The organism is Bradyrhizobium sp. NC92 (assembly GCF_025200865.1).
Taxonomy (GTDB): domain Bacteria; phylum Pseudomonadota; class Alphaproteobacteria; order Rhizobiales; family Xanthobacteraceae; genus Bradyrhizobium.
Genome location: NZ_CP104171.1, coordinates 2,172,327 through 2,193,971, shown reverse-complemented (window position 1 = coordinate 2,193,971; position 21,645 = coordinate 2,172,327). Strand labels below are relative to the sequence as shown.

Here is a 21,645-nt window from a genome sequence, read left to right as displayed (position 1 = left end):
TGCGCGCAACCATGGCCAGGTTCCGACGACGGCGCCCTTCCGGCGCCATCACCTCTCGCCATGGATGATCGCTGATGAGCCGGCTGCGCTGCGCAATCCTCGACGACTATTTCAACCTCGCCCTCGACGTCGCCGACTGGCCGAAACTGTCAGACCGCGTCGACGTCACCGTGTTCAGCCATCCCTTCGCCTCCGAGCAGGCCGCAGCCAGTGCGCTCACCGACTTCGAGATCATCTGCGCGATGCGCGAGCGCACGGCGTTTCCCAAGAGCCTGTTCGATCGCCTGCCGAAGCTGAAGCTGCTGTTGACGTCGGGCATGCGCAACGCTGCGATCGACATCGAGGCCGCGAAAGCGCGCGGCATCGCCATCGGGGGCACGCAATATTCCCGTGATCCGACCGCGCCGCTCGCCATGGGCCTGATCCTGGAATTGACCCGCGGCATCGGCCGTGAGAACGCGCGGATGCATGCGGGCGAATCCTGGCAGAGCTTTGCCGGCGTCGAGATCGAGGGCCTGACGCTCGGCATCGTCGGGCTCGGCAAGCTCGGCAGCAAGATGGCGGGCATTGCGAAAGCGTTCGGCATGAACGCGATCGCCTGGAGCCCGAACCTCACGCCGGAGAAGTGCGCGGCTGTTGGTGTCGGCTACGCCACCAAGGAGGAGCTGTTCGCCAAGGCCGACATCGTCACCATCCACGTGGTGCTGAGCGAGCGCTCGCGCGGGCTTGTGAGCCGCGCGGATCTTGCGCGGATGAAGCCGACGGCCTTCCTGGTCAACACCGCGCGCGGGCCGATCGTGGATGAGCAGGCGCTGCTGGAAGCCTTGCAGGAGCGCAAGATCGCGGGTGCAGGCCTGGACGTGTTCTCGGTCGAGCCGCTGCCGGTCGACCATCCCTTCCGCAAGCTCGACAATGTCGTGCTGACGCCGCATCTGGGCTACGCCACCACGGATGGTCTGCGCATTCATTATGGCCAGATGGTCGAGGCGATCGACGCCTTCACCAAGGGCGGCGAGCTGCCGCGCAGGCTGGCCTGAAATCAAAAGGGCGTGCCGACGGCACGCCCTTCGCAAACATTGATGTTGAGGCGCTCAGCGCACGGTGACCGGCGCGGGCAGCGGCGGCACGACGGTGGGCTGCGTCCCCGGGACCGGGCCCGCCTGGGCGGACATCGGAGCCGGCCCGGCCGCGCTCGGCGTCGGCGCGGCGGAGGCCGTCGCCGTTCCCGGCGGCGGGCCGCCCGGCATCACGACAACGCGGGTGCCGACCTTGACGCGATCGAACAGGTCGGAGACGTCCTCGTTCAACATGCCGATGCAGCCCGACGAGACGAACTTGCCGATGGTCGAGGGCTGGTTAGTACCGTGGATGCGGTACACGGTCGAGCCGAGATACATCGCGCGGGCGCCGAGCGGATTGCCGGGGCCGCCGGCCATGAAGCGCGGCAGATAGGGCTGACGCTCGATCATCTCGGTCGGCGGATGCCAATCCGGCCACTCGGCCTTGCGGGTGATCTTCTGCACGCCGGTCCAGGTGAAGCCGTCGCGGCCGACACGGACGCCGTAGCGGATCGCACGGCCGCCTCCGAGCACGTAATAGAGGTAGGTGTTGGGCGTATCGACCACGAGCGTGCCGGCCGGCTCCTTGGTCTGGAACGCGACCTCCTGACGGCGCAGGTTCGGCGGCAGCTGCACCGGCGCGGCATCGGGCTGCTCCTCGGGTGGCAGCGCGGCCAAGGTCACCGGGCGGCCATCCGTGCCCACGGGCGGCTGCCCGGCCTGGACCGTGCCGGTCGCGGCGGGACCGCCGACAGCCTCGGGCGGACGCAGACCATCATTGGCAGGCGCCTGCTGAGGGGGACGGTCGGCGTAGATCACCGCCGGCGGACCGGCGGGCCGGCCGTAGCGGGGATCGTCGGGCGACATCACAGGGCCCTGCGGCGCTGCCGAATAGACCGGCGGGGCGCCAGCCGGGCGACCGTAGCGCGGATCATCCGGCGACATCACCGGGCCTTGCGGCGGGGCGGCCGAATAGACCGGAGGCGCGCCCATCGGACGGCCGTAGCGCGGATCGTCGGCCGGACCGGGCGGCGGCAGCGAGGCATGCGGCATCGCGTCGTCGTCTTCGTCGAGCGCGTCGAAATTCGGTACGCGGTCACCGGGCCGATACTCGGCCGGGGCGCCATAGCTCGGGACCTGCTGGACCGGATAGCTCTGAGCCTGAGCGAGCGAGGTTCCCGCCGCAGCGACTGTTGCGGCAGCGCATATCGTCAGAAAATGTTTGATCATCATCGCTCTTGTATAGTCCCCAAGCCCGATCGGACCGTTAACGGCCAGATGACGGAAGATAGCGGCACATTCAAGACATATCAGGCTTATTTGCGCCGGACTTGCCGTTTTGTGATCCGCAAGACTACCGTTGCCCCGTTGCATCACGGGGCTGAAATCGTATCGCGCCATCAATTGCCGCGATGTTGGGCCGCGATTTTAACGGAACGATGCGGAGGCGTTGCGATATGGTCGAATCAGCCTGATTCGCCACTTTTTTGAGCTTCGATCCCGCGTGGCGAACGCGGCAAGCAGTACCGTCACCGCGTTCAGATGGCTCTTGGGCCCCGGCCACTCCGCCGCCGGGGCGGAAATTCGCAACCGCTCGATGCTTCCCGGCTTTCGCTTCCTGTTTGCCGCGATCCTGCTGTCAACCTCCATCCTGGTGTTCGGCCTAGGGGCCGCCGCGCTGCTGCGGGCGACCCATCAGCAATATGCCAGCAACCCCGGCTGGCGGAACGGCCCGCAGGAGCAGGTGTTTGCGCAAGCGCCCGAGCCGGCCCAGCCGGTGCTCGCGGTGCTGCGGGCCGAGCCGGAGTTGCCCGCCGAGACCACGCCATCGCTCCGCGACCAGGTACCGACCATCGCTCTGCCCCTGAGCGAGCCCGAACAGGTTGCCGCACTGACGACCGAGACCGAGGCTCAGCCTGAGGCCGCCGCGCCCCAGGCCGAAGCGCCGGCCATCGAGCCAGCCAGGCCCGAGCCGACCGTGGCGGCGGCAGCCCCGGCTTCCACGGATACGCTGACCCCCGCCGACACCACGGCCGCGATCCCCGAGGCCCAGCCTGCCGCAACCGCCAGCGAGCCGGCACCGGCTGACCCTGCCCTCGCGGCCGCGACGATCGATGTCGCCTCGGCAAGGCTCGCTGCGCTGAACGCTGCCCCGGCCGCCAGCGATGCGCCGACGAAGGCCAAGGCCGAGAGCAGCAAGCCGGACAGCAAGGTCACCAAGCGCAAGGCCAAGGTCAAGAAGCGCCAGCGCGTGGTGCGGCGCCCGCCGCCTCAGCAGCTGCAGCAGCAGCTCGATCCGTTCGGTCAGCAGCAGCCGGCTTTCGCGACAACAACGACCGCACGCACGCGCTGACTCGTCACTCCGACAAACTCACGCCGGGCCGGTCGCGATGGCCGGGCCGCCGGTCTGGCCCCATTCCGACCACGAGCCGTCATAGAGCGCGGTGTCGGTGATGCCGAGGCGGTAGAGCGCGAGGGTCAGCACGCCGGCGGAGACGCCGGAGCCGCAGCTCGTCACGATCGGCGCATCCAGCTTGACGCCGGCATTGGTGAAGGCGGCGCGGAGCTCGTCGAGCGGCTTCATCTCGCCGGTCGCGGCATCGAATAACAGGTTGTAGGGCACGTTGCGGGCGCCGGGGATGTGACCGGAGCGGATGCCCGGCCGCGGCTCGGGCGCACGGCCTTCGAACCGATCGGCCGCGCGCGCGTCGATCACCTGCTCGGCGCGGCTTTCGACGTTGGCGATCAGCTGCTGCATGCTGCGCACGCGGTTTGCATCATAGCTCGCCCTGAAGGTCGCAGGCTTCGGCTTGACCTCGCCGCTCTCGGTCGCGCGTCCCTCAGTGCGCCACTTCTTCAGGCCGCCATTGAGGATGCGCACGTTGCTGTGGCCGTAGGACAGGAACATCCACCAGGCACGCGGCGCTGCGACCCAGCCGCCGGCATCGTAGAGCACGACGGTGTCGCTGTTTCCGATGCCGAGATTGCCGACGTCGCGGCCGAACTGCTCGACGCTCGGAAACATGTGCGGCAGCGGGTTGGAATGATCCGACACCGCATCGACGTCGAAGAACACCGCGCCCGGCAGATGCGCGGCGAGATAATCGTCCTTCGGCAGCGGCAGCACGCCCGGCAGCTTGAAGCTGGCGTCGAGGATCTTGACGTTGGCATCGCCGATGTGAGCGGCGAGCCATTCGGTGGAGACGAGGGGGTCGGTGGTCATGCGATGTCTTTCTTGTCGTTCCGAAGTTGAAGCAATGCGCATCAAACTCCGCTGTCATCGCCCGGCTTGACCGGGCGATCCAGTATTCCAGAGGCGGTTATGATTGAGTCGAGAGGCTGCGGCGTACTGGATTCCCCGCTTTCGCGGGGAATGACAGAATGGCGCGACGGCGCAGCACTTCTCACCCCTTCTTCTTCGGCTCCCACTTCTCGGTCGGCCCGCCGGCATCGCGCCAGGCGGCGTAGCCACCGGCGATGTGGGCGACGGGCTTGAGGCCCATGTCCTGCGCGGTCTTGGCCGCGAGCGCGGAGCGCAGGCCCCCGGCGCAGTGGAAGACGAACTTCTTGTCCTCCTGGAAGATCGGCTTGGCGTAGGGGCTCTGCGGGTCGATCCAGAATTCGAGCATGCCGCGGGTGCAGGCGAACGCGCCCGGGATCCGGCCGTCGCGCTCGATCTCGCGGGGATCGCGGATGTCGACGATGACGACGTCGCCGTTCTTGGAGATCTCGATCGCGTCCTTGGCGGTGAGCGTCTCGATCTCGGCATTGGCCTCGTCGATCAGCGCCTTGATGCCGCGGGTGATGGTCTGGGGCATATGGTTCTCCCTCTTGTTGTCATTCCGGGGCGCGCGTAGCGCGAGCCCGGAATCCATTGATCTACGCGTGCTGCGGCCCGATGGATTCCGGGCTCGCGACTTCGTCGCGCCCCGGAATGACAACAGCTAGTGCGTCAATTCCTTCATCGCACTCTCCAGCCCCTCGATCGTGATCGGATACATCCGATTGGCGAAGATGCGTTTGATGATGGTGGTGGATTCCGAATAGTCCCAGTGCTTCTGCTGCACCGGGTTCAGCCACACCGTGTGCGGATAGGTGCGGATGATGCGGTCGAGCCAGACCGAGCCGGGCTCCTCGTTGACGTGCTCGACCGAGCCGCCGGGCACCATGATCTCGTAAGGCGACATCGAGGCGTCACCGACGAACACGACCTTGTAGTCGTGCGGGTATTTGTGCAGCACGTCCCAGGTCGGCGTGCGATCGGTGAAGCGGCGCTTGTTCTGCTTCCACACGCCCTCATAGAGGCAGTTGTGGAAGTAGAAATACTCCATGTGCTTGAACTCGCTCTTCGCCGCCGAGAACAACTCCTCGACCTGCTCGATATGCGCGTCCATGGAGCCGCCGATGTCAAAGAACACCAGCAGCTTCACCGCATTGCGCCGCTCGGGCCGCATGTGCACGTCGAGATAGCCGTGATTGGCGGTCTCGCGGATGGTGGTGTCGAGATCGAGCTCGTCGGGCGCGCCGGTGCGGGCGAACTTGCGCAGGCGGCGTAGCGCCACCTTGATGTTGCGGATGCCAAGCTCGACGTTGCCATCGAGATCCTTGAACTCGCGCTTGTCCCACACCTTCACGGCGCGGTTGTTGCGGTTCTTCTCCTGGCCGATACGCACGCCTTCGGGATTGTAGCCGTGGGCGCCGAACGGCGAGGTGCCGGCGGTGCCGATCCATTTCGAGCCGCCCTGGTGGCGGCCCTTCTGCTCCTCGAGGCGCTTCTTCAGGGTCTCCATGAGCTTGTCCCAGCCCATGGCCTCGATCTGCTTCTTCTCTTCTTCCGTCAGATACTTCTCGGCCAGCTTCTTCAGCCACTCCTCGGGGATCTCCGCCTTGTCCATGGCGTCGAGCAGGCTTTCCAGCCCCTTGAAGACAGTGCCGAAGACGCGGTCGAACTTGTCGAGGTTGCGCTCGTCCTTCACCAGCGAGGCGCGCGACAGGTAATAGAAGTTCTCGACCGTGTAGTCGGCAAGGTCGGCGTCGAGCGCCTCCATCAGCGTGAGGTATTCGCGCAGCGTCACGGGGACCTGCGCATCGCGCAGAGAGGTGAAGAATTGCAGGAACATGGGTGACAGATTGCCCGTCGGGTGGCCGACGTCAAGGGGCGGCACTTCACCTCTCCCATCGGGAGAGGTCGGCACGCAGTGCCGGGTGAGGGGTTTCGCTTCCTCGTGGGACCGGCGCCCCCTCACCCGATTTGCACCGGACGATGCTCCGCATCGCCGGGAGCAAATCGACCTCTCCCCGCTGGGGAGAGGTGAAGCAAGATCACGACCGCGGTGATTCAACGTGGACCGGCAGGCTTTTTGCTCTAGAATTGCCGGCCTCAAGGGGTTGTTTGGGGGACGTTTGCAATGGGAATTGTCGCGGCGCTCATCATCGGCGCCATCGCCGGCTGGCTGGCCGGCAAGATTGTCCACGGGGCGGGATTTGGCCTCGTCGGCAACATCGTCGTCGGCATCATCGGCGCGCTGGTGGCGAGCTGGGTGCTGCCACAGCTGCACATCCAGCTGGCAACGGGCACGATCGGCGCCATCGTCGACGCCACGATCGGCGCAGTGATTGTGCTGGTCATCCTTTCGCTGATAAGACGGGTCTGAAAGCCTGACCGAACCAGGAACGGCCGCCCTGCGCGGCCGTTCCCATGTCGCGACCGGGGCGATGCAATTGGCAATTCCCGGGACGACGACCAACAAGGACGCGCGATGAAATTTACCGGCACCAAGGACTATGTTGCGACCGATGACCTCAAGGTCGCCGTCAACGCTTCGATCGTGCTGGAGCGCCCGCTCCTGGTGAAGGGCGAGCCCGGCACCGGCAAGACCGTGCTGGCGGAGGAAGTGGCGAAGGCGCTGAACGCGCCGCTGCTCACCTGGCACATCAAGTCCACCACCAAGGCGCAGCAGGGCCTCTACGAATACGACGCGGTGTCGCGCCTGCGCGACAGCCAGCTCGGCGATGAGCGCGTGTCCGACATCCGCAACTACATCAAGCGCGGCAAGCTGTGGGACGCCTTCACCAGCGAGCAGCGCCCGGTGCTCCTGATCGACGAGATCGACAAGGCCGACATCGAATTCCCCAACGATCTGCTGCTCGAGCTCGACCGCATGGAATTCCATGTCTACGAGACCGGCGAGACGATCAAGGCCAAGCAGCGCCCGATCATGATGATCACGTCCAACAACGAGAAGGAGCTGCCGGATGCGTTCCTGCGCCGCTGCTTCTTCCACTACATCAAGTTCCCCGACGCCGACACGATGGGCCGCATCGTCGACGTCCACTTCCCCGGCATCAAGAAGCGCCTGGTCGAGGAAGCGTTGCGCATCTTCTTCGAGGTGCGCGAGGTGCCTGGCCTGAAGAAGAAGCCGTCGACCTCGGAGCTGCTCGACTGGCTCAAGCTGCTGCTCAACGAGGACATGAGCGCCGAGCAGCTGCGCGAGCGCGACCCGCGCAAACTGATCCCGCCGCTGCACGGCGCGCTGCTGAAGAACGAGCAGGACGTGCATCTGTTCGAGCGGCTGGCGTTCTTGAGCCGACGGGAGGTGTAAGGCATGCCGTAACGCGTCGCATGGTGCCGTAGGGTGGGCAAAGGCGCAGAGCGCCGTGCCCACCCTTCCTCCGTGATGGGTGCCGATCGTGGGCACGCTTCGCTTTGCCCACCCTACGATATCTGCGCTGCGTCCGGGGCACGAGTGCGGGCAAGGGGCAACGGCGTCATCTCCAAATGCCACTGTCATTCCCCGCGAAGGCGGGGAATCCAGTACGCCGCGGCTTCTCGGTTCTAGCGCACCTTCTCGGAGTACTGGATCGCCCGCCTTCGCGGGCGATGACAGCGCGTGCGTAGCCGCAGACACACCTTCGCAGCCTCGCGGCTCATCTCGCCCGAGCTTTGCTTCATTGCATCGCCTCTTCCGAAGAAAGAGGGCGCAGGGAAGACCGGGTGCCGACGGGCACCCGCGGTCCGCTGCGCGAAAGGCACACGCAGAGAAACCGCACAGCAGCATACAGGTGTCGCCGATCACTCGGCCTTCCCTGCGCGATGGTCGGACGGCTTATGCCGCGCTCTCCCGGGAGCCGAATTCCTTCTGGCCTCCCTCGCCCCGCGAATTGACGATGCCGTCTGCCCGGTTGGGCTCGCGCACATCTCCGCGACAGGCTTGACCGTAGCAACGACGGCCAGGACCACACGGTTTTGCCGTACGCAGCTCATCCAGCGTCGCCAAGAGGCTTCGCCGGACTTCGGCGCCGTTCGTCTGCACGTGGCCGCGGACTCACAGGGACTACCCGCCCTGCCCGCACCTTCGTGTCGACGCTGCCGCGTCCATCGCAACCCGGCCCGCGCTTCGAACGACTCGCGAACCGCCCCTCTTCGTCGGGCCGGGCTGTTTCGATCTATGCCGCAATTCCGAATTTCGGTAAAGTGGAATATTTTTGCGCGGAGGGGTTGACGCGGCAGCGACACAGCAAGCTTGTAGGGTGGGCAAAGGCGCACTTGCGCCGTGCCCACCACCTCTACAATATTGCAACAGAAGCGTGGGCACGCTTCGCTTTGCCCACCCTACGCAATTGCACTGCTCACGCCACCGCCGTCTCCGGAATCCTTGCCGCCTCCATCGGCTGCTTGCCGCGGATCAGGTCGGAGGCGCGGTCGGCGATCATCATGGTGGAGGCGTTGAGGTTCGCCGATATCATGCGGGGCATGACTGAGGCGTCGATGACGCGGAGGCCCTCCAACCCATGGACGCGGAGCTGGTCATCGACGACCGCCCAGGTGGAATCCGCGGGGCCCATGCGGCAAGTGCAGCCGGGGTGGAAGGTGGTGGTGCCGCGCTCGGTGGCGGCGTGCAAAAACTCGTCGTCGGTGTTGACGTTGGGGCCGGGGAAATCCTCGTAGGCGTAATAGGGCGAGAGCGGCGCACTCTTCAGCAGGCGGCGCGCCAGCTTCATGCCGCCGACGATGACGCGGCGGTCGAGCTCGGCGTCGAGATAATTGGTCTGGATGATCGGCGGCGCGAACGGATCGCTGGAGCGGATGCGGACATAGCCGCGGCTCTCGGGCCGCTGCTGCCAGGACGCCACGGTCATGCCGGGCTCGTCCTCGAGCTGACCCTGCACGCCTTCCTTGTAGCTTGCCGGCGTGAAGGTGAGCTGCAGGTCGGAGCTCTCGGCGCTCTCGCCGGAATGCCAGAAGCAATAGACCATGGTCGGCGACAGCGACAGCAGGCCGCGGCGCGCGGTCGCCCATTTCATCGCCTCGACCCAAAGACGCCAGCCGCGGCGGAGCTCGTTGATGGTCTTGATGTCCTTGACGCGCGCCACCGTGCGCGGGGCGTAATGATCCTGCAGGCCCTCGCCGACGGGCAGCGCGTGACGCACGGCGATGCCGTGCTGCTGCAAGAGATCCGGCGAGCCGATGCCGGAGAGCTGAAGCAGTTGCGGCGAATTATAGGTGCCGCCGGACAGGATCACTTCCTTGTTGGCGCGCACTTCGACCGGCTGCCCGCCGCGCCCGCCCTTCATGTAGCGCACGCCGACCGCGCGCTTGCCTTCAAAAATGATCTCGGTCGCGTGTGCATGCGTATGCACATGCACGTTGGGCCGCTTCATCGCCGGCTTGAGGAACGCGGTCGCGCCGGAGACGCGCAGGCCGTTGTTGATGGTGCGCTGGCAGTAGGAGACGCCTTCCTGGGTCTTGCCGTTGTAATCGGGGTTGCGGGGAATGCCGAGCGAGACCGCGCCTTCCATGAAGGCCTCGCAGAGCGGATCGCGCCAGTTCATGGTGGTGACGATGAGGTTGCCGTCGCGGCCGCGATAGGTGTCCTCGCCCTCGCCGACCCGCTTCTCCAAGCGCCGGAAGTAGGGCAGCACGTCGGCATAGCCCCAGCCGCGATTGCCCATCTGCGCCCAAGTGTCGAAATCCATGCGCTGGCCGCGATTGTAGATGTGGCCGTTGATCGAGGACGAACCGCCGAGCGTCTTGCCGCGCGGTGCGTAGATGCTGCGCCCGCCGGTCCACGGACCGGGCTCCTGCTGGTAGGCCCAGTTGATGCTCTTCATGTGGAAGGTCTTGATGAAGCCCGCCGGCAGATGGATGTAGGGATGCCAGTCGGAAGGGCCCGCCTCGAGCACGCAGACGCTGACGTCAGGATCTTCGCTGAGCCGGCTGGTGAGCACGCAACCGGCGGAGCCCGCGCCGACGATCACATAATCAAATCTATCCATGGTCCCTCGGCCGCCCCTAGCGCGGCTTGTCGTTGAGTTGGAATTCCAGGTGCGCCTGCACCGTCGGCCATTCGGCGGCGGTAATGCTGTAGACGACCGTATCGCGCAACGTGCCGTTCGGCGCGATCTGGTGGCTGCGCAGGATACCGTCCTGCTTGGCGCCCAGGCGCTCGATGGCGCGGCGGCTCTGGTGGTTGAAGAAGTGCGTGCGGAACTCGACCGCGATGCAGTTCAGCGTCTCGAAGGCGTGGCGCAGCAGCAGCAGCTTGCACTGCGTGTTGAGCGGGCCGCGCTGCGCGCTCTTGCCATACCAGGTCGAGCCGATCTCGACGCGGCGGTTCGTGGCATCGATGTTCATGTAGGTGGTCATGCCGACGATGGTGCCGCCGGCGTCGAACACGGTGAAGGGCAGCATCGAGCCGGCAGCCTGCAGGCCGAGGCGACGGTCGATCTCCTTGCCCATGTTCTCCGGCAGCGGGATCGCGGTGTACCACAGCTTCGACAGCTCGCCGTCCTTGACGGCCTCGACCAGCCCCTCGCGATGATCATGCGACAGCGGCTCGAGACGGGCGTGCTGTCCGCGCAGGGTGATGGGGTCGGGCCAGGGCATTTAAGTCTCTCTCCGTTGTCATTGCGATCGAAGCGAAGCAATCCAGAGTCTTAGCGCGGAGGCAGTCTGGATTGCTTCGTCGCCAGCGCAAAATGGCTTCGCAATTTTGTCGCGGGCTCCTCGCAATGACGGCTTGGCTCACTTATTCAAAAAATTCAACGGCAATCCGCCGCGCGGCCAGTCGATCGCGATCAGCTCGCCCCTGCCCGACAGCGTGATGTAGGCGGTTTTGAGCTCGGGGCCGCCGAAGGCGATGTTGGTGGTGACGCGGTCGCCGGTCGGGACCTGTTCCACCAGGGTGCCGTCGGGCGCGACCACCGAGATGCAGCCGGAGACGAGCGTGGCGACGCAGACATTACCGTTCGCTTCCACCGCGAGCGAGTCGAACATCTGGTAGCCGCCGAGGCCGCAGATCGGCTGGCCGCGCTCGCCGCGATAGATCGGATCGCGCGGCTTGAGCGTGCCCGGCGCCGAGAGCTCATAGGCCCAGAGCCGCCCGGTCGGCGTCTCCGCGATGTAGACCGTGCTCTCGTCCGGCGACAGGCCGATGCCGTTGGCCGGCAATATGCCGTGCACGATTTCGACGATCTCGCTCATGCCGGGCTTGAGGTAATACATGCCGCCGACGTCCATGTCGCGCGCGCGGCGCTTGCCGAGATCGGAGAACCAGAGGCCGCCGTGCTTGTCGAAGACGAGGTCGTTCGGCCCGCGCAGATCGTGCGCGCCGCATTTGCTCACGACGGTCTCGACCTTGCCGGACTGCAGGTCGACGCGCTGGATCGCGCCGCCGAGATAATCGTCCGGCTGCGGGCCCGGCATGATCATCTTGCCGGCCGGAATCCAGGAGAAGCCGCCATTGTTGCAGATGTAGATCTTGCCGTCGGGCCCGAGCGCGGCGCCATTCGGACCGCCGGGAATTTTCGCCACGATGTCCTTGCGACCGTCGGGATAAATGCGCGTCAGGCGCTGGCCGCGGATCTCCACAAGCACCACCGAACCGTCCGGCATCACGACCGGCCCTTCGGGAAATTCGAGGTCGGTGGCGAGAACGCGGACGTTGGACATTGGAGACCCTCCCGGCTGCTTGTTATGGCTTGCACGGGATGTCCGGCACGGGCCCCCGCAGGCAAGATTTGCCTGCGGTTATGGCAAAGTCACTGGGGCTTGCCAAGCAAGCGGGACGGTATGCCAGCGTTGCGTGTTATTCTTTGACCGGTATCCAGATTTCGAAGCCGCCGTTGCCGGTGGCGGGATCGAATTTCTCGTCATAGCGCTCGAAGTTCGGCGCGTCCGCGGCTGTCAGGCCAGACGTTGGCAGCCATTGATTCCAGATCGTGTTGACGGTGCGCCGGATCGAGGCGACGTGGTCTTTGTGCGTGAACACCGCATAGCGCTGCTCCGGAATGCGGATGCGACCGAAGCGGCGCGGCAGGTCGGAGAAATCGGCGACCTCGACGCCGGCGATGTAATCGAAATTGCCGGCATCATCGCCGTTGCAGCAGACGCCATAGGCGACTTGACCGATGGGCGCGGGAATGTCGCCGACCTCCCGATTGAAGCGCTGCCATAAACCGGGGATCATGGCGCCGTTGTCGCAGGAGATGCGCTCGGCGGGACCGGCGACGAGGAAGGCCTTTGCGATCTCGAAACGCGGCGGGGAAAGATGGTCGAGCATGGTGGAGTCCATGAGAATCGGCTCCTGTAGCCTGAGCTGGTTGACGCACGCTGCCGCCCTCACCGCTTCGGGCGTGGTGCCGAACTGGTCGCGGAACGCGCGGGTGAAAGCTTCGTGCGAGCCGTAATCCGCCTCCAGCGCCAGTGACAGGATGTCGGGTGCGCCCTTTGCCAGGCAGCGCGCCGCCTCCGTCAGCCGCCGCGCGCGCACGTAGCGCATCACCGGCAGACCGACGGCTGCGGCAAACGCACGCACGATGTGGAACCGCGACACGCCCGAGATCGCAGCGATCTCGTCGAGCGTCAGCGGCTCGGCCAGATGGCTCTCGATATACCAGAGCGCGCGCTGGGCTGGATTCATGGCGGTTCAGGCCCTCGTTCGAAGCGCGGCGATGATGCGCCTGTTACCATCGCCCTGCTTGATCGGCATTGCTGTCCTTCGCATCAGGATAGCCGGCCAATGGAAGCTGGCAACGCCCCGGTGTTCGTGGCTACACTCGTCGAAACCGCTCACAAGAAAGGGGAACCGCGTCATGGAAATTACCGATGTGCGGGCGCACCATATCCGCATCCCCTATGATTCCGGGGTCGCGAGCTTCCGCCAGGGCGCTTCCGCCATCACAGCCCTCGACATGGTCCTCGTCGAGGTCACGACCGATGCCGGGCTGACCGGCTGGGGCGATGCCTTCGCCTATGTCTGTCCCCGCACCACGCGGAGCGCGGTCGAGGAGATGATCGCGCCGCAGGCCCGCGGGCTGAAGGTGCCCGATGCGGCCGGCATTGCCGCAGTGATGGAACAGATCCAGCGCAACCTGCATCTGTTCGGCCGCTACGGCATCACCATGTTCGCGATCTCCGGCCTCGATATCGCGCTGTGGGACCTGGCCGCGAAGGTCGCCGGCGTGCCGCTGCATCGCCTGCTGGGCGAGATCAGGCGCACGGCGATTCCGGCTTACGCGAGCCTGCTGCGGATCGGCTCGCCGGACAACATCGCCGCCGAATGCAGAAAGGCGCTCGCGCTCGGCTATGGCGCGATCAAGCTGCACGAGACCACGACGCCTGCGGTGCTCGCTGCGCGCGCGGCGATCGGCCCCAACATTCCGCTGATGGTCGACATGAACTGCCCGCTGACCGGCGAGCAGGCGATCGCCTTCGCGACGACATGCCGCGACGCACAGCCGATGTTTCTGGAAGAGCCGGTCTGGCCGCCGGAAGACTTTGCCACGCTAGCCGAGGTGCGCAGCAAGAGCGGGCTCGGAATTGCCGCCGGCGAGAATGCCTGCACCGAATATCAATTCCGCCAGATGATGGAGGCAGGCGCGGTCAGCCACGCCCAGCCCTCGGTGACCAAGGTCGGCGGCATCACGGAATTCCTGAAGGTCGCGGCGCTGGCCGATCGGTCCGGCATCAAGATCGTGCCGCACTCGCCTTACTTCGGCCCGGGCCTGCTGGCGACGCTGCATCTGCTCGCGACGCGCGACGACGGGCTGGTCGAGATGTTCTATCTGAAACGCGAAGCCTGCCTCTGGGGCGGCCGCGCCGATGTCGATGCGACCGGCCATGTCGCGGTGCCGGCGGGACCCGGGCTCGGCTATGAGCCGGATCGCGGCGTGATCGAGAGCTATCGCGTGCTGTGAACCGCGCTTATTTCGCGGCGTCCTTGGCCGGCGGCGCGTCCGGCTTCTTCTTCAGATCCTCGGCGGTCTTTGCCTGCGCGGCCTGGAGATCGAGAAGCGTCTTCTGCAGGCCGGCGACGGCTGTCTTCAACGCATCGATCTGACGACCCGCGGCATCCAGCTTCTGCTGATGGTCGAGGGTGAGCTTGGTGATCGTCTTCTGCAGGAAGTCGACATTGCTCTGCAGGCAGCTGGTGCGGCGCTCCATGGTCTTCTCGACCGTGCAGATCTCGATGCCGGGCACGTCCTGCGCGAGCACCGGCAGAGGCGCCAGCGCTGCGAGCAGCAATATCGCGAAACAAATGCCGGCGTTTCGAAGCAGCATGAAAGTTCCTCGGTCAGTCGATCACATCAATGTGCGCTGTTTGTGCGCAGCCGCGTGAGGCTACCACACTGGCACCGCATTCTCGCGTTGAGCTTGTGTCCGTTCCCTGGGACGGGAACGATGATCCGCGCGCGGAAGAAGTGGGCGTTCTGTCCGCGGCTTTGTTTAGGGGAGAATATTAGAATGGCAACGCGCGATAGACGTTTGGCGGAATTCGACGGCGCCGGAGAACCACCGCCGGGCCTGCCACTCGAAGTGCTGTGCGAGGATCACAGCGGGACGTATCAACTGCCGTTCGCCTGCCGCTATGTCGAGGGACGCTGGCAAAACCAGGAGGCCGGGATTGCGGTGGAAGCAACCGTGATCGGCTGGCGCCTGCCGCGCGTGAAGCAGCGCGGGGCCGCCTGAAGGCGTTCTCTGTTTCAAAATGCGACGGAGCCGCGCTCCGCTTTAACCTTCGGAACGCGGCCCGAACGAATCACGTCCGAATCAGCCGAAGCGCCCTGTACGCATCTGTTCACGGCTAGATCTCGCGGCGGGTCCGACAGGCGCGCACAATATCTGCGCAGCCGGCAGGATCGCAGACGCCTCTCACCGGCACCAAAGGTTAATTGTTGCAAAGACATAGCGCTGCGGTCGCAGCGGACGGAGCCTCGCCGCCGAAACAGGCAGGGCCGTGCGACACCTGCCTAATATTCGACCTCGAGCTCCTCGATCTCGGCCGGCTCCTCCTTGGCCGCCGCGATCCATTCCTGCATCTCGGGCATTGCCATGATGGTGTCGGCATAGGCCTTTAGCGGCGGCGCGAGCTTGACGTCATAGGTCACGAAGCGCGTCACGACAGGGGCGTACATCGCGTCCGCCATGGTGCGCTTGTCGCCGAACAGGAAGGGGCCGCCCGATTTCTCCAGGCAGTCGCGCCAGATGAACCAGACCCGGTCGATGTCGGCCTGCGCCCGCGACCAGATCTTGAAGCCGGGAAAGTGTCCCTTCAGGTTAACCGGCAGCGAGGCGCGCAGCGTGGTGAAACCGGAATGGATTTCGCCTGAGATCGAGCGGCAATGGGCGCGCTGGATGCGGTCGGCCGGCAACAGACCGGCGTCCGGCATCACCTCGTTGAGATATTCGGCAATGGCCAGCGTGTCCCAGACCACGGCGCCCTCGTGCCGCAGGCACGGCACCAGGATCGAGGACGACAGCAGCAGGATCTCGGCACGCGCCGACGGATCGTCCGGTGCGGTGACGATCTCCTCGAAATCGAGCCCGGAGAATTTCGTCAGCAGCCAGCCACGCAGCGACCAGGACGAGTAATTCTTGCTGCTGATGGTCAGTGTCGCCTTCGCCATATGACCCTTTCCCTGGTCCCGACATCGGCCCGGCCTGCCCGTGGCCTCTGCTTCCACGGCATGAACAGCAAGCGACGTGCCAGTTTTACGCGAGGCCCGATCGCCGTCTGGCGTCCTTATTGCATAGCAGCACGGGACGGGGTGGGCGATTCAGTATGATGTCGATGTACTATCAGGCTTTTCAGAACCACATGGACCTGACCGCGCCTTGGCGCGCGGGGGCTTCGTCCGCGCTCAAATTCCTCCATCTGGTGCCTCAGGGCCTATCGGACCAGGTGGTCGGCCGGGTGTCGGCCGCGCTGGAGCTGATCTCGCGCTCCACCCTCACCTATGACCGTCCCGCCTACGGCATCGACAGCGTCATGGTGGGCAACCGCGAGGTCGCGGTCAGAGAGGAGATCGCCTACGCGACCCCGTTCGGCTCGCTGCTGCACTTCAGGAAAGAAGGCGTCGGCGAGCAGCCGCGCATGCTGCTGGTGGCGCCGATGTCCGGACACTTCGCGACGCTGCTGCGCGGCACAGTGAAGACGCTGCTGCAGGACCACGACGTCTACATCACCGACTGGCACAATCCGCGCGACATCCCGCGCAGCGAGGGCCGCTTCGGGCTCGACGACTATACCGAGCACCTGATCGACTTCCTCGGACAGCTCGGGCCGCGCCCGCACATGGTGGCGATCTGCCAGCCGTCCGTCTCCGCGCTCGCGGCCGCCGCGATCATGTGCGAGGACAACCATCCCTCGCGCCCGGCGACGCTGACGCTGATGGCCGGCCCGATCGACACAAGGATCCAGCCGACCAGGGTCAACGAGTTCGCCAAGAGCAAGCCGATCGAATGGTTCGAGCGCAATCTGATCAACTACGTGCCGGTGCAATGCCGCGGCGCCTTGCGCAAGGTCTATCCCGGCTTCGTGCAGCTCACGGCCTTCGTCTCGATGAATCTCGAGCGCCATATCAAGCAGCACATGGATCTCGCCAACCACATCGCCAAGGGCGAGAAGGAGAAGGCCGCGACGATCAAGACGTTCTACGACGAATATTTCGCCGTGATGGACCTGCCGGCCGAGTTCTACATCGAGACCGTGCGCGACGTGTTCCAGGAGCATCTCCTGCCGCAAGGCAAGCTGATGCATCGCGGCCGTCCCGTGAACACCAAAGCCGTCAGCCGCATGGGCCTGATGACGGTCGAAGGCGAGAAGGACGACATCTGCTCGATCGGGCAGACGCTGGCCGCCCAGGACCTCTGCACCGGCGTGCGCGCCTATCGCCGCGTCCACCACATGCAGGCCGGCGTCGGCCATTACGGCGTGTTCTCCGGCAAGCGCTGGAACAACGAGATCTATCCGCTGCTGCGCGATTTCGTGCACGTCAATTCGTGAGGGTCACGCCGCGGCGCACTAGAGCTGCTCTTCAAGCTCGTATCGCGCTGGGCCACGCGATGACTTGCCCTGACATCACAAGGCGGTTGCGCCCGCTCTCCTTGGCGGCGTAGAGCGCCTTATCCGCAGCCGCTATCAACGACGTGCAATCAGCCTTATCGCCGAACGACATATGTGTGGCGCCACCAATACTGAGGGTGACCTGCTTGGATGGCGGGTTGAGCGCGTGCAGGATGCCGAGGTCCTGAATCGCTTGCCGGATTCGCTCGCCGACCTGCTCGCACCCTCCCGTGTCGGTATTTGGTAGCAGCAAGGCGAATTCCTCACCACCATACCGAGCGGCCAAGTCTGCCGGCCGCCTGGCCTGCTCCGCCAGGACCCCGGCGACCGAGCGGAGACATGCATCGCCCGCCTGATGCCCGTACTGATCATTGAAACTCTTGAAATGATCGACGTCCATCAGCAAAAGTGACAGAGGCCTTCCTTCGCGCCTGGCCCGGTCCCATTCCGCCTCTAGCCGCTCGTCGAAGTGTCTGCGGTTTGCCAAGGCCGTCAGGCCATCCGAACTGGCGAGAGCCGCCAGCTTATCTTCCAGGTCCTTACGTTCGGTCATGTCGCGCGAGATCGCCACCACGCCGTTGATGTCTCCACTCTGCGCACTCCTGGCGACGCGCAGCGCGGTTTCGATCCAGACCTCGCCTTTCTCGCGATGCCGAGTGCGATAAGTGATTCTTGCCTCCTCGGCTTCGCCGTTCATCAACGCGGAGATCGTCTCCTCAACCCGCGCCAGATCCGCCGGATTTATGCCGGCGAGGGCCGACGTATCCACCAATTCGTTCGGAGCCCAGCCGAGAACTCGCGCGCTGGACAGCGACGTATAGAGAATCCGTCCATCGACCGCTATGCGCATGACCATGTCTCCCGACTGCTCCGCGAGGAGACGAAAATCCGCCTCCTTGGCGATCAGAGCAGCGGCCATCTTCTGCCGCATGTGCAACTGGCGCACCAGCAAAACCCCCGCAGCAGCGAGCCCTCCTATCAGTCCCAGCACCGCAGCCACGCGCGTCAGCGCCGCTCTGCGCCAGGGGGCCAAGACGTCGTCTTCCGATTCCGTCGCAACCACGACAACGGGGTAGCGATTGCTTAGTTGATAAAAGCTCAGACGCCGAACGCCGTCGAGAGGCGACGTGAAGTAGTAGACGTCCGCAGTTGGCCGCTCGCGGAAATTCCTAAAAAGCGGTGCATTCGACAGATCGCGGCCCGTATATCCGTTGTCCGGGCTACGCGCGAGGACAACGCCTTTCGCGGTCGCCAGTGCAATTGAGCCGTTCTGGCCAACGTCGAATCCGCGATAGAACTGTAAAAAATAGTCGACATCGATCGTGGTAAGAGCCACTCCGGCAAAACTGCCGTCAGGATGATCGAAGCGCCTTGACGCTGTGATGATCCATTGCCCCCCCGACCTGCTCCTCACTGGACCCCCAATGAAGGTTCCTCGCTCAGCCACGGCGCGATGATGCTGGAAATACTCGCGGTCGCTGTTGTTGAGGCCGGCGAAATCCACGGGCTCGCTGGTTGCGAGCCAGCGGCCGGTCTCGTCATAGACGAACACAGCGCGAATCCGGTTCGCGGCTTTGCGCCGGGAAAGAAAGGTTTGAATCTTGGCGATCGCCGCCGGGCTGGTTCCCTCGAGTTCGAGTTGGCCGACCAACACGTTGAGAACGGTGTCCGCGAGCTCGAACGTATCGTCCGCGTGTTGCGTCACCGACCGGGCCAGATTGGCCATGTCTGTTTCGGAGCCCTTCAGCAGCGTCTGTCGCGAGGACCACTCCCGCCAGCCGCTGAGCGCGACAATCGCCAAGCAAGCGACCGCCACGAATGCGGAGGCCCAGAGCGTCAGACGCCCTTTCCGAGGATCGCTGCGGTGATCGATCAAGAGACGCTCCCTGCACCCTCAACCCCGTAAACGCCTTGGGCTGAAGGATGGTTGCTCGTTCCGATTGTAATTTTTGGCGGAGCACCGGAAGGAGACTGACGGCATCGATGAGCGGCTTGACCGTCGATCGATAGCCCATGGACTGGTCCGACGAGAAGGACAACACAGCAATCAACTCGGCGCGACGGCCTCGAGCACTGTGCCGGCCACCCGGCCAAAGCCAGGTTCAGTGAAACTCGTCGGATGCAGGCTTCGAGCTCCGGCAAGATGTGCAAAATCGTCTGTCCGGGGTTGAGGCCGAATGACCATGCTCTCTGCCGGCAGACGCTCGGTCGGCGAGACCGACGCGGGCTTCGCGCCGCCTGCAACAATGTGGGGCAACGGCGCGGCCATCGACCAGATGTTCTTAAGCATCGCCCTATTCACCGAGCACGCGATGACACCGTTCCGCTTCAGACGGGCGACGGTAAAGAGCTTGCGGATCAGCAGGTCTCGTTCAAGCGACTGCGGCAATTTGAACTGCACCCCGATGAGCCGGCCCCTTTGTTGCGCAATCACCGCATCGACCCATCCCACCTGCATGATGTGCACGCGCAGCGGTTCTCCGGCGCGAGGACAGTCAATGCCGGAGCCAAGCAGAACGCCGGCGCCAGAGAGGGAGATGTTGCTCACGCGTCCAGAAAGCCGCTCGCCGGTCCCGGTCTGGATCAAGATTGTTTCGTCGATGTCGAAACGCTCCTCGGTACGTCCCATCCGCGCCTGCAGCGAGGTCATGCAGACGAAGAAAAGCACGACGATGTTCACGACCGACCAGAAGGCGACCATCGGTAGAGCCGCCGGATGATCGATGATGCGCCATTCCGGAATCGTGTTCAGAACCACACCGACAACCGTCAACGCCATCAGGACCGCCGACGGCCAGAATATCTCCGCAGCGTAAGTTGCGCGCCGCGCGGCAGCGCCCTTCGGCGTCACCTTGAACGCATGTCCCGCCGGCTTGACGAGAGTCCCCAGCACCGTGGGCAGTATCTTGAAGCTCTGGATCGTCGCCGACACCTGAGCGGCGAGCGGAAAATGCACGTGCGGCGCGAACCAGGAGATGCCGCCGTTGAGCGCCAGGATCGCGGGGAACAAGTAGTAGAACACCGATTCGGGGGTGACATCGACGACAGGCGCCAAGCCGGTCCACATGAACACGATCGGAACCACCACGACCATGAGCGCCCGCAAGCCCAATGAGAGCCAATGCGTCGGAAAGAAGAGGAGCCGATGCATCAAGCCCAGTCCGGGGCCGAGCGGGCCGGCGGCGAGGTACAGCGTCTGGATCGCGCCACGCGCCCAGCGTTGCCGCTGCACGAAAAAGGCATCAAGGCTTTCCGGCGCCAGCCCAATCGCCAGCGGTTCGCAGAGATAGCGGGTGACGTATCCCTTGCGCAGCAGGACGAGCGTCAGCAGGATGTCTTCCGTAATGGACTGGGTCGGCAAGGCATCGCCTACCGCGCGGAGTGCTGCGCGACGCGTGACGGAGTTGGAACCGCAACAAAAGGCACCATCCCAGCCGTCGCGCGCGGGCATGATGGAATCGAAGAAGAACCGTTGTTCATCCGGCAGTCCCCTGTGCAGGCCGAGATTCGCCTGCATCGGGTCCTCATTGTAGAAGGCGTGCGGGATCTGAACGATTCCGACCTTTGGATCAGCGAAGAAGCCCATCGTGCGCATCAGGAAATTGCGCTGCGGCACGAAGTCCGCATCAAAGATCGCGAAGAACTCGCCACTCGTCTTGGTCAGGGCATGATTGATATTGCCGGCCTTGGCATTCAAATTGTCGGCGCGCGTGAGATAGCCGGCGCCCTTTTGCGTGCAGAGCGCCCTGAGCCAAGGCCTGCGACCATCATCCAAGACCCAGACCTGGAGGTTCGGATAGTCCAGGCACAGCGCGCCGGTGATCGTCTTTTCCAGCACCTCGAATGGCTCGTCATAGGTCGGAATGAAGACGTCGACCGAGGGCAGCTCATCATCCGGCAGGCTGCGAAGCCGACGCTCGTGCTGATCTGCTTCGCTTCGGCGATCGGTCCTGCGAAGGAACGTCAGATAAAGAATGAACTGATCTGTGAAAGTCAGAAGCTCGACGAACAGACAGAACCAGATCCAGCCGACCTGATACCAGGTCCCGCTTGCCGGCAGCACGGTGGTGAAAATACGCCATTCGAGATAGCGGGCCACCACAAGCCAAACCACGACAAAGACCGCAAGACGCGCCCAAGAGCGCGCGACTGGGAAGGTCGGCGCCAACAGATACATCGCAGCAAAGATGCCCAGCATCGGCGCGAACAGCTGAGAGAGAGGCAGAGTCATGGCTTGCATG

19 protein-coding genes are annotated in these 21,645 nt (G+C 64.7%); 7 read left to right on the top strand and 12 right to left on the bottom strand.

What is annotated here, in order from left to right; genetic code table 11:
• Nucleotides 1-74: 74 nt before the first annotated feature.
• On the top strand, nucleotides 75-1,037 hold the full coding sequence (locus tag N2602_RS10180; RefSeq protein ID WP_260382550.1) for a D-2-hydroxyacid dehydrogenase family protein: 963 nt from the start codon (nucleotides 75-77) through the stop codon (nucleotides 1,035-1,037).
• 54 nt (nucleotides 1,038-1,091) lie between these two features.
• On the opposite strand, the gene N2602_RS10175 is transcribed toward N2602_RS10180, so the two are convergent.
• Nucleotides 1,092-2,288 carry a L,D-transpeptidase gene (locus N2602_RS10175; RefSeq protein ID WP_172786785.1) on the bottom strand — a complete coding sequence of 399 codons (1,197 nt, stop codon included), beginning with the start codon at nucleotides 2,286-2,288 and terminating at the stop codon, nucleotides 1,092-1,094.
• A 367-nt stretch (nucleotides 2,289-2,655) separates the two neighbouring features.
• Here N2602_RS10175 and N2602_RS10170 point away from each other — a divergent pair, with 367 nt between their 5' ends.
• Nucleotides 2,656-3,411, top strand: coding sequence for a hypothetical protein (locus N2602_RS10170; protein WP_260382549.1), 756 nt, complete (start codon nucleotides 2,656-2,658; stop codon nucleotides 3,409-3,411).
• Between the two features lie 18 nt (nucleotides 3,412-3,429).
• Here the strand turns inward: N2602_RS10170 and sseA are convergent, their stop codons facing one another.
• From sseA to N2602_RS10155, 3 genes are all read right to left on the bottom strand, one after another.
• Nucleotides 3,430-4,281 carry a 3-mercaptopyruvate sulfurtransferase gene (gene sseA / locus N2602_RS10165; RefSeq protein ID WP_260382548.1) on the bottom strand — a complete coding sequence of 284 codons (852 nt, stop codon included), beginning with the start codon at nucleotides 4,279-4,281 and terminating at the stop codon, nucleotides 3,430-3,432.
• Between the two features lie 181 nt (nucleotides 4,282-4,462).
• Nucleotides 4,463-4,876 (bottom strand): rhodanese-like domain-containing protein, encoded by a 414-nt coding sequence (locus tag N2602_RS10160; protein ID WP_028179894.1) that lies wholly within the window; start codon nucleotides 4,874-4,876, stop codon nucleotides 4,463-4,465.
• A gap of 126 nt (nucleotides 4,877-5,002) precedes the next feature.
• Entirely contained in the window at nucleotides 5,003-6,178 is a 1,176-nt protein-coding gene (locus N2602_RS10155; RefSeq protein ID WP_260383638.1) for a VWA domain-containing protein, read from the bottom strand.
• Between the two features lie 288 nt (nucleotides 6,179-6,466).
• Between N2602_RS10155 and N2602_RS10150 the strand changes: the two genes are divergently transcribed.
• Together N2602_RS10150 and N2602_RS10145 are read left to right on the top strand one after the other, a co-directional pair.
• Nucleotides 6,467-6,712 carry a GlsB/YeaQ/YmgE family stress response membrane protein gene (locus N2602_RS10150; protein WP_172786788.1) on the top strand — a complete coding sequence of 82 codons (246 nt, stop codon included), beginning with the start codon at nucleotides 6,467-6,469 and terminating at the stop codon, nucleotides 6,710-6,712.
• 105 nt (nucleotides 6,713-6,817) lie between these two features.
• Nucleotides 6,818-7,660 carry a MoxR family ATPase gene (locus N2602_RS10145; protein WP_172786789.1) on the top strand — a complete coding sequence of 281 codons (843 nt, stop codon included), beginning with the start codon at nucleotides 6,818-6,820 and terminating at the stop codon, nucleotides 7,658-7,660.
• A gap of 1,027 nt (nucleotides 7,661-8,687) precedes the next feature.
• Here the strand turns inward: N2602_RS10145 and N2602_RS10140 are convergent.
• From N2602_RS10140 to N2602_RS10125, 4 genes are all read right to left on the bottom strand, one after another.
• Nucleotides 8,688-10,334, bottom strand: coding sequence for a GMC family oxidoreductase (locus tag N2602_RS10140; protein ID WP_212254546.1), 1,647 nt, complete (start codon nucleotides 10,332-10,334; stop codon nucleotides 8,688-8,690).
• Nucleotides 10,335-10,350: 16 nt separating this feature from the next.
• Complete coding sequence (locus N2602_RS10135; RefSeq protein WP_172786826.1) at nucleotides 10,351-10,944, bottom strand: GNAT family N-acetyltransferase; 594 nt, start codon at nucleotides 10,942-10,944, stop codon at nucleotides 10,351-10,353.
• A gap of 138 nt (nucleotides 10,945-11,082) precedes the next feature.
• On the bottom strand, nucleotides 11,083-12,009 hold the full coding sequence (locus N2602_RS10130) for an SMP-30/gluconolactonase/LRE family protein (RefSeq protein ID WP_260382547.1): 927 nt from the start codon (nucleotides 12,007-12,009) through the stop codon (nucleotides 11,083-11,085).
• A gap of 136 nt (nucleotides 12,010-12,145) precedes the next feature.
• The gene (locus tag N2602_RS10125; RefSeq protein ID WP_172786828.1) at nucleotides 12,146-12,979 is read right to left on the bottom strand and encodes an AraC family transcriptional regulator; all 834 of its coding nucleotides are present in this window, start codon (nucleotides 12,977-12,979) and stop codon (nucleotides 12,146-12,148) included.
• Nucleotides 12,980-13,151: 172 nt separating this feature from the next.
• Here N2602_RS10125 and N2602_RS10120 point away from each other — a divergent pair, with 172 nt between their 5' ends.
• Nucleotides 13,152-14,255, top strand: coding sequence for a mandelate racemase/muconate lactonizing enzyme family protein (locus tag N2602_RS10120; protein ID WP_260382546.1), 1,104 nt, complete (start codon nucleotides 13,152-13,154; stop codon nucleotides 14,253-14,255).
• A 7-nt stretch (nucleotides 14,256-14,262) separates the two neighbouring features.
• Here the strand turns inward: N2602_RS10120 and N2602_RS10115 are convergent, their stop codons facing one another.
• The gene (locus N2602_RS10115) at nucleotides 14,263-14,619 is read right to left on the bottom strand and encodes a hypothetical protein (protein WP_172786830.1); all 357 of its coding nucleotides are present in this window, start codon (nucleotides 14,617-14,619) and stop codon (nucleotides 14,263-14,265) included.
• Nucleotides 14,620-14,802: 183 nt separating this feature from the next.
• On the opposite strand from N2602_RS10115, the gene N2602_RS10110 reads away from it, so the two are divergent.
• Complete coding sequence (locus tag N2602_RS10110; RefSeq protein ID WP_172786831.1) at nucleotides 14,803-15,027, top strand: hypothetical protein; 225 nt, start codon at nucleotides 14,803-14,805, stop codon at nucleotides 15,025-15,027.
• A gap of 281 nt (nucleotides 15,028-15,308) precedes the next feature.
• Here the strand turns inward: N2602_RS10110 and N2602_RS10105 are convergent, their stop codons facing one another.
• Nucleotides 15,309-15,965, bottom strand: a complete 657-nt coding sequence (locus N2602_RS10105; protein WP_212254542.1) for a glutathione S-transferase family protein — start codon at nucleotides 15,963-15,965, stop codon at nucleotides 15,309-15,311.
• A gap of 155 nt (nucleotides 15,966-16,120) precedes the next feature.
• On the opposite strand from N2602_RS10105, the gene N2602_RS10100 reads away from it, so the two are divergent.
• Nucleotides 16,121-17,344, top strand: a complete 1,224-nt coding sequence (locus N2602_RS10100; RefSeq protein WP_172786833.1) for a polyhydroxyalkanoate depolymerase — start codon at nucleotides 16,121-16,123, stop codon at nucleotides 17,342-17,344.
• Between the two features lie 31 nt (nucleotides 17,345-17,375).
• Here N2602_RS10100 and N2602_RS10095 read toward each other — a convergent pair whose 3' ends face one another.
• Both N2602_RS10095 and N2602_RS10090 read right to left on the bottom strand, forming a co-directional pair.
• Nucleotides 17,376-19,280 carry a diguanylate cyclase domain-containing protein gene (locus N2602_RS10095; protein ID WP_260382545.1) on the bottom strand — a complete coding sequence of 635 codons (1,905 nt, stop codon included), beginning with the start codon at nucleotides 19,278-19,280 and terminating at the stop codon, nucleotides 17,376-17,378.
• A 171-nt stretch (nucleotides 19,281-19,451) separates the two neighbouring features.
• The gene (locus N2602_RS10090) at nucleotides 19,452-21,644 is read right to left on the bottom strand and encodes a glycosyltransferase (RefSeq protein ID WP_260382544.1); all 2,193 of its coding nucleotides are present in this window, start codon (nucleotides 21,642-21,644) and stop codon (nucleotides 19,452-19,454) included.
• Nucleotide 21,645: the final 1 nt, after the last annotated feature.

Excerpts from the sequence above, each read along its gene's own strand:
- N2602_RS10180 (WP_260382550.1), top strand. The coding sequence starts at position 75 with ATGAGCCGGCTGCGCTGCGCAATCCTCGACGACTATTTCAACCTCGCC.
- N2602_RS10175 (WP_172786785.1), bottom strand. The coding sequence starts at position 2,288 with ATGATCAAACATTTTCTGACGATATGCGCTGCCGCAACAGTCGCTGCG.
- N2602_RS10170 (WP_260382549.1), top strand. The coding sequence starts at position 2,656 with ATGCTTCCCGGCTTTCGCTTCCTGTTTGCCGCGATCCTGCTGTCAACC.
- sseA (WP_260382548.1), bottom strand. The coding sequence starts at position 4,281 with ATGACCACCGACCCCCTCGTCTCCACCGAATGGCTCGCCGCTCACATC.
- N2602_RS10160 (WP_028179894.1), bottom strand. The coding sequence starts at position 4,876 with ATGCCCCAGACCATCACCCGCGGCATCAAGGCGCTGATCGACGAGGCC.
- N2602_RS10155 (WP_260383638.1), bottom strand. The coding sequence starts at position 6,178 with ATGTTCCTGCAATTCTTCACCTCTCTGCGCGATGCGCAGGTCCCCGTG.
- N2602_RS10150 (WP_172786788.1), top strand. The coding sequence starts at position 6,467 with ATGGGAATTGTCGCGGCGCTCATCATCGGCGCCATCGCCGGCTGGCTG.
- N2602_RS10145 (WP_172786789.1), top strand. The coding sequence starts at position 6,818 with ATGAAATTTACCGGCACCAAGGACTATGTTGCGACCGATGACCTCAAG.
- N2602_RS10140 (WP_212254546.1), bottom strand. The coding sequence starts at position 10,334 with ATGGATAGATTTGATTATGTGATCGTCGGCGCGGGCTCCGCCGGTTGC.
- N2602_RS10135 (WP_172786826.1), bottom strand. The coding sequence starts at position 10,944 with ATGCCCTGGCCCGACCCCATCACCCTGCGCGGACAGCACGCCCGTCTC.
- N2602_RS10130 (WP_260382547.1), bottom strand. The coding sequence starts at position 12,009 with ATGTCCAACGTCCGCGTTCTCGCCACCGACCTCGAATTTCCCGAAGGG.
- N2602_RS10125 (WP_172786828.1), bottom strand. The coding sequence starts at position 12,979 with ATGAATCCAGCCCAGCGCGCGCTCTGGTATATCGAGAGCCATCTGGCC.
- N2602_RS10120 (WP_260382546.1), top strand. The coding sequence starts at position 13,152 with ATGGAAATTACCGATGTGCGGGCGCACCATATCCGCATCCCCTATGAT.
- N2602_RS10115 (WP_172786830.1), bottom strand. The coding sequence starts at position 14,619 with ATGCTGCTTCGAAACGCCGGCATTTGTTTCGCGATATTGCTGCTCGCA.
- N2602_RS10110 (WP_172786831.1), top strand. The coding sequence starts at position 14,803 with ATGGCAACGCGCGATAGACGTTTGGCGGAATTCGACGGCGCCGGAGAA.
- N2602_RS10105 (WP_212254542.1), bottom strand. The coding sequence starts at position 15,965 with ATGGCGAAGGCGACACTGACCATCAGCAGCAAGAATTACTCGTCCTGG.
- N2602_RS10100 (WP_172786833.1), top strand. The coding sequence starts at position 16,121 with ATGATGTCGATGTACTATCAGGCTTTTCAGAACCACATGGACCTGACC.
- N2602_RS10090 (WP_260382544.1), bottom strand. The coding sequence starts at position 21,644 with ATGCAAGCCATGACTCTGCCTCTCTCTCAGCTGTTCGCGCCGATGCTG.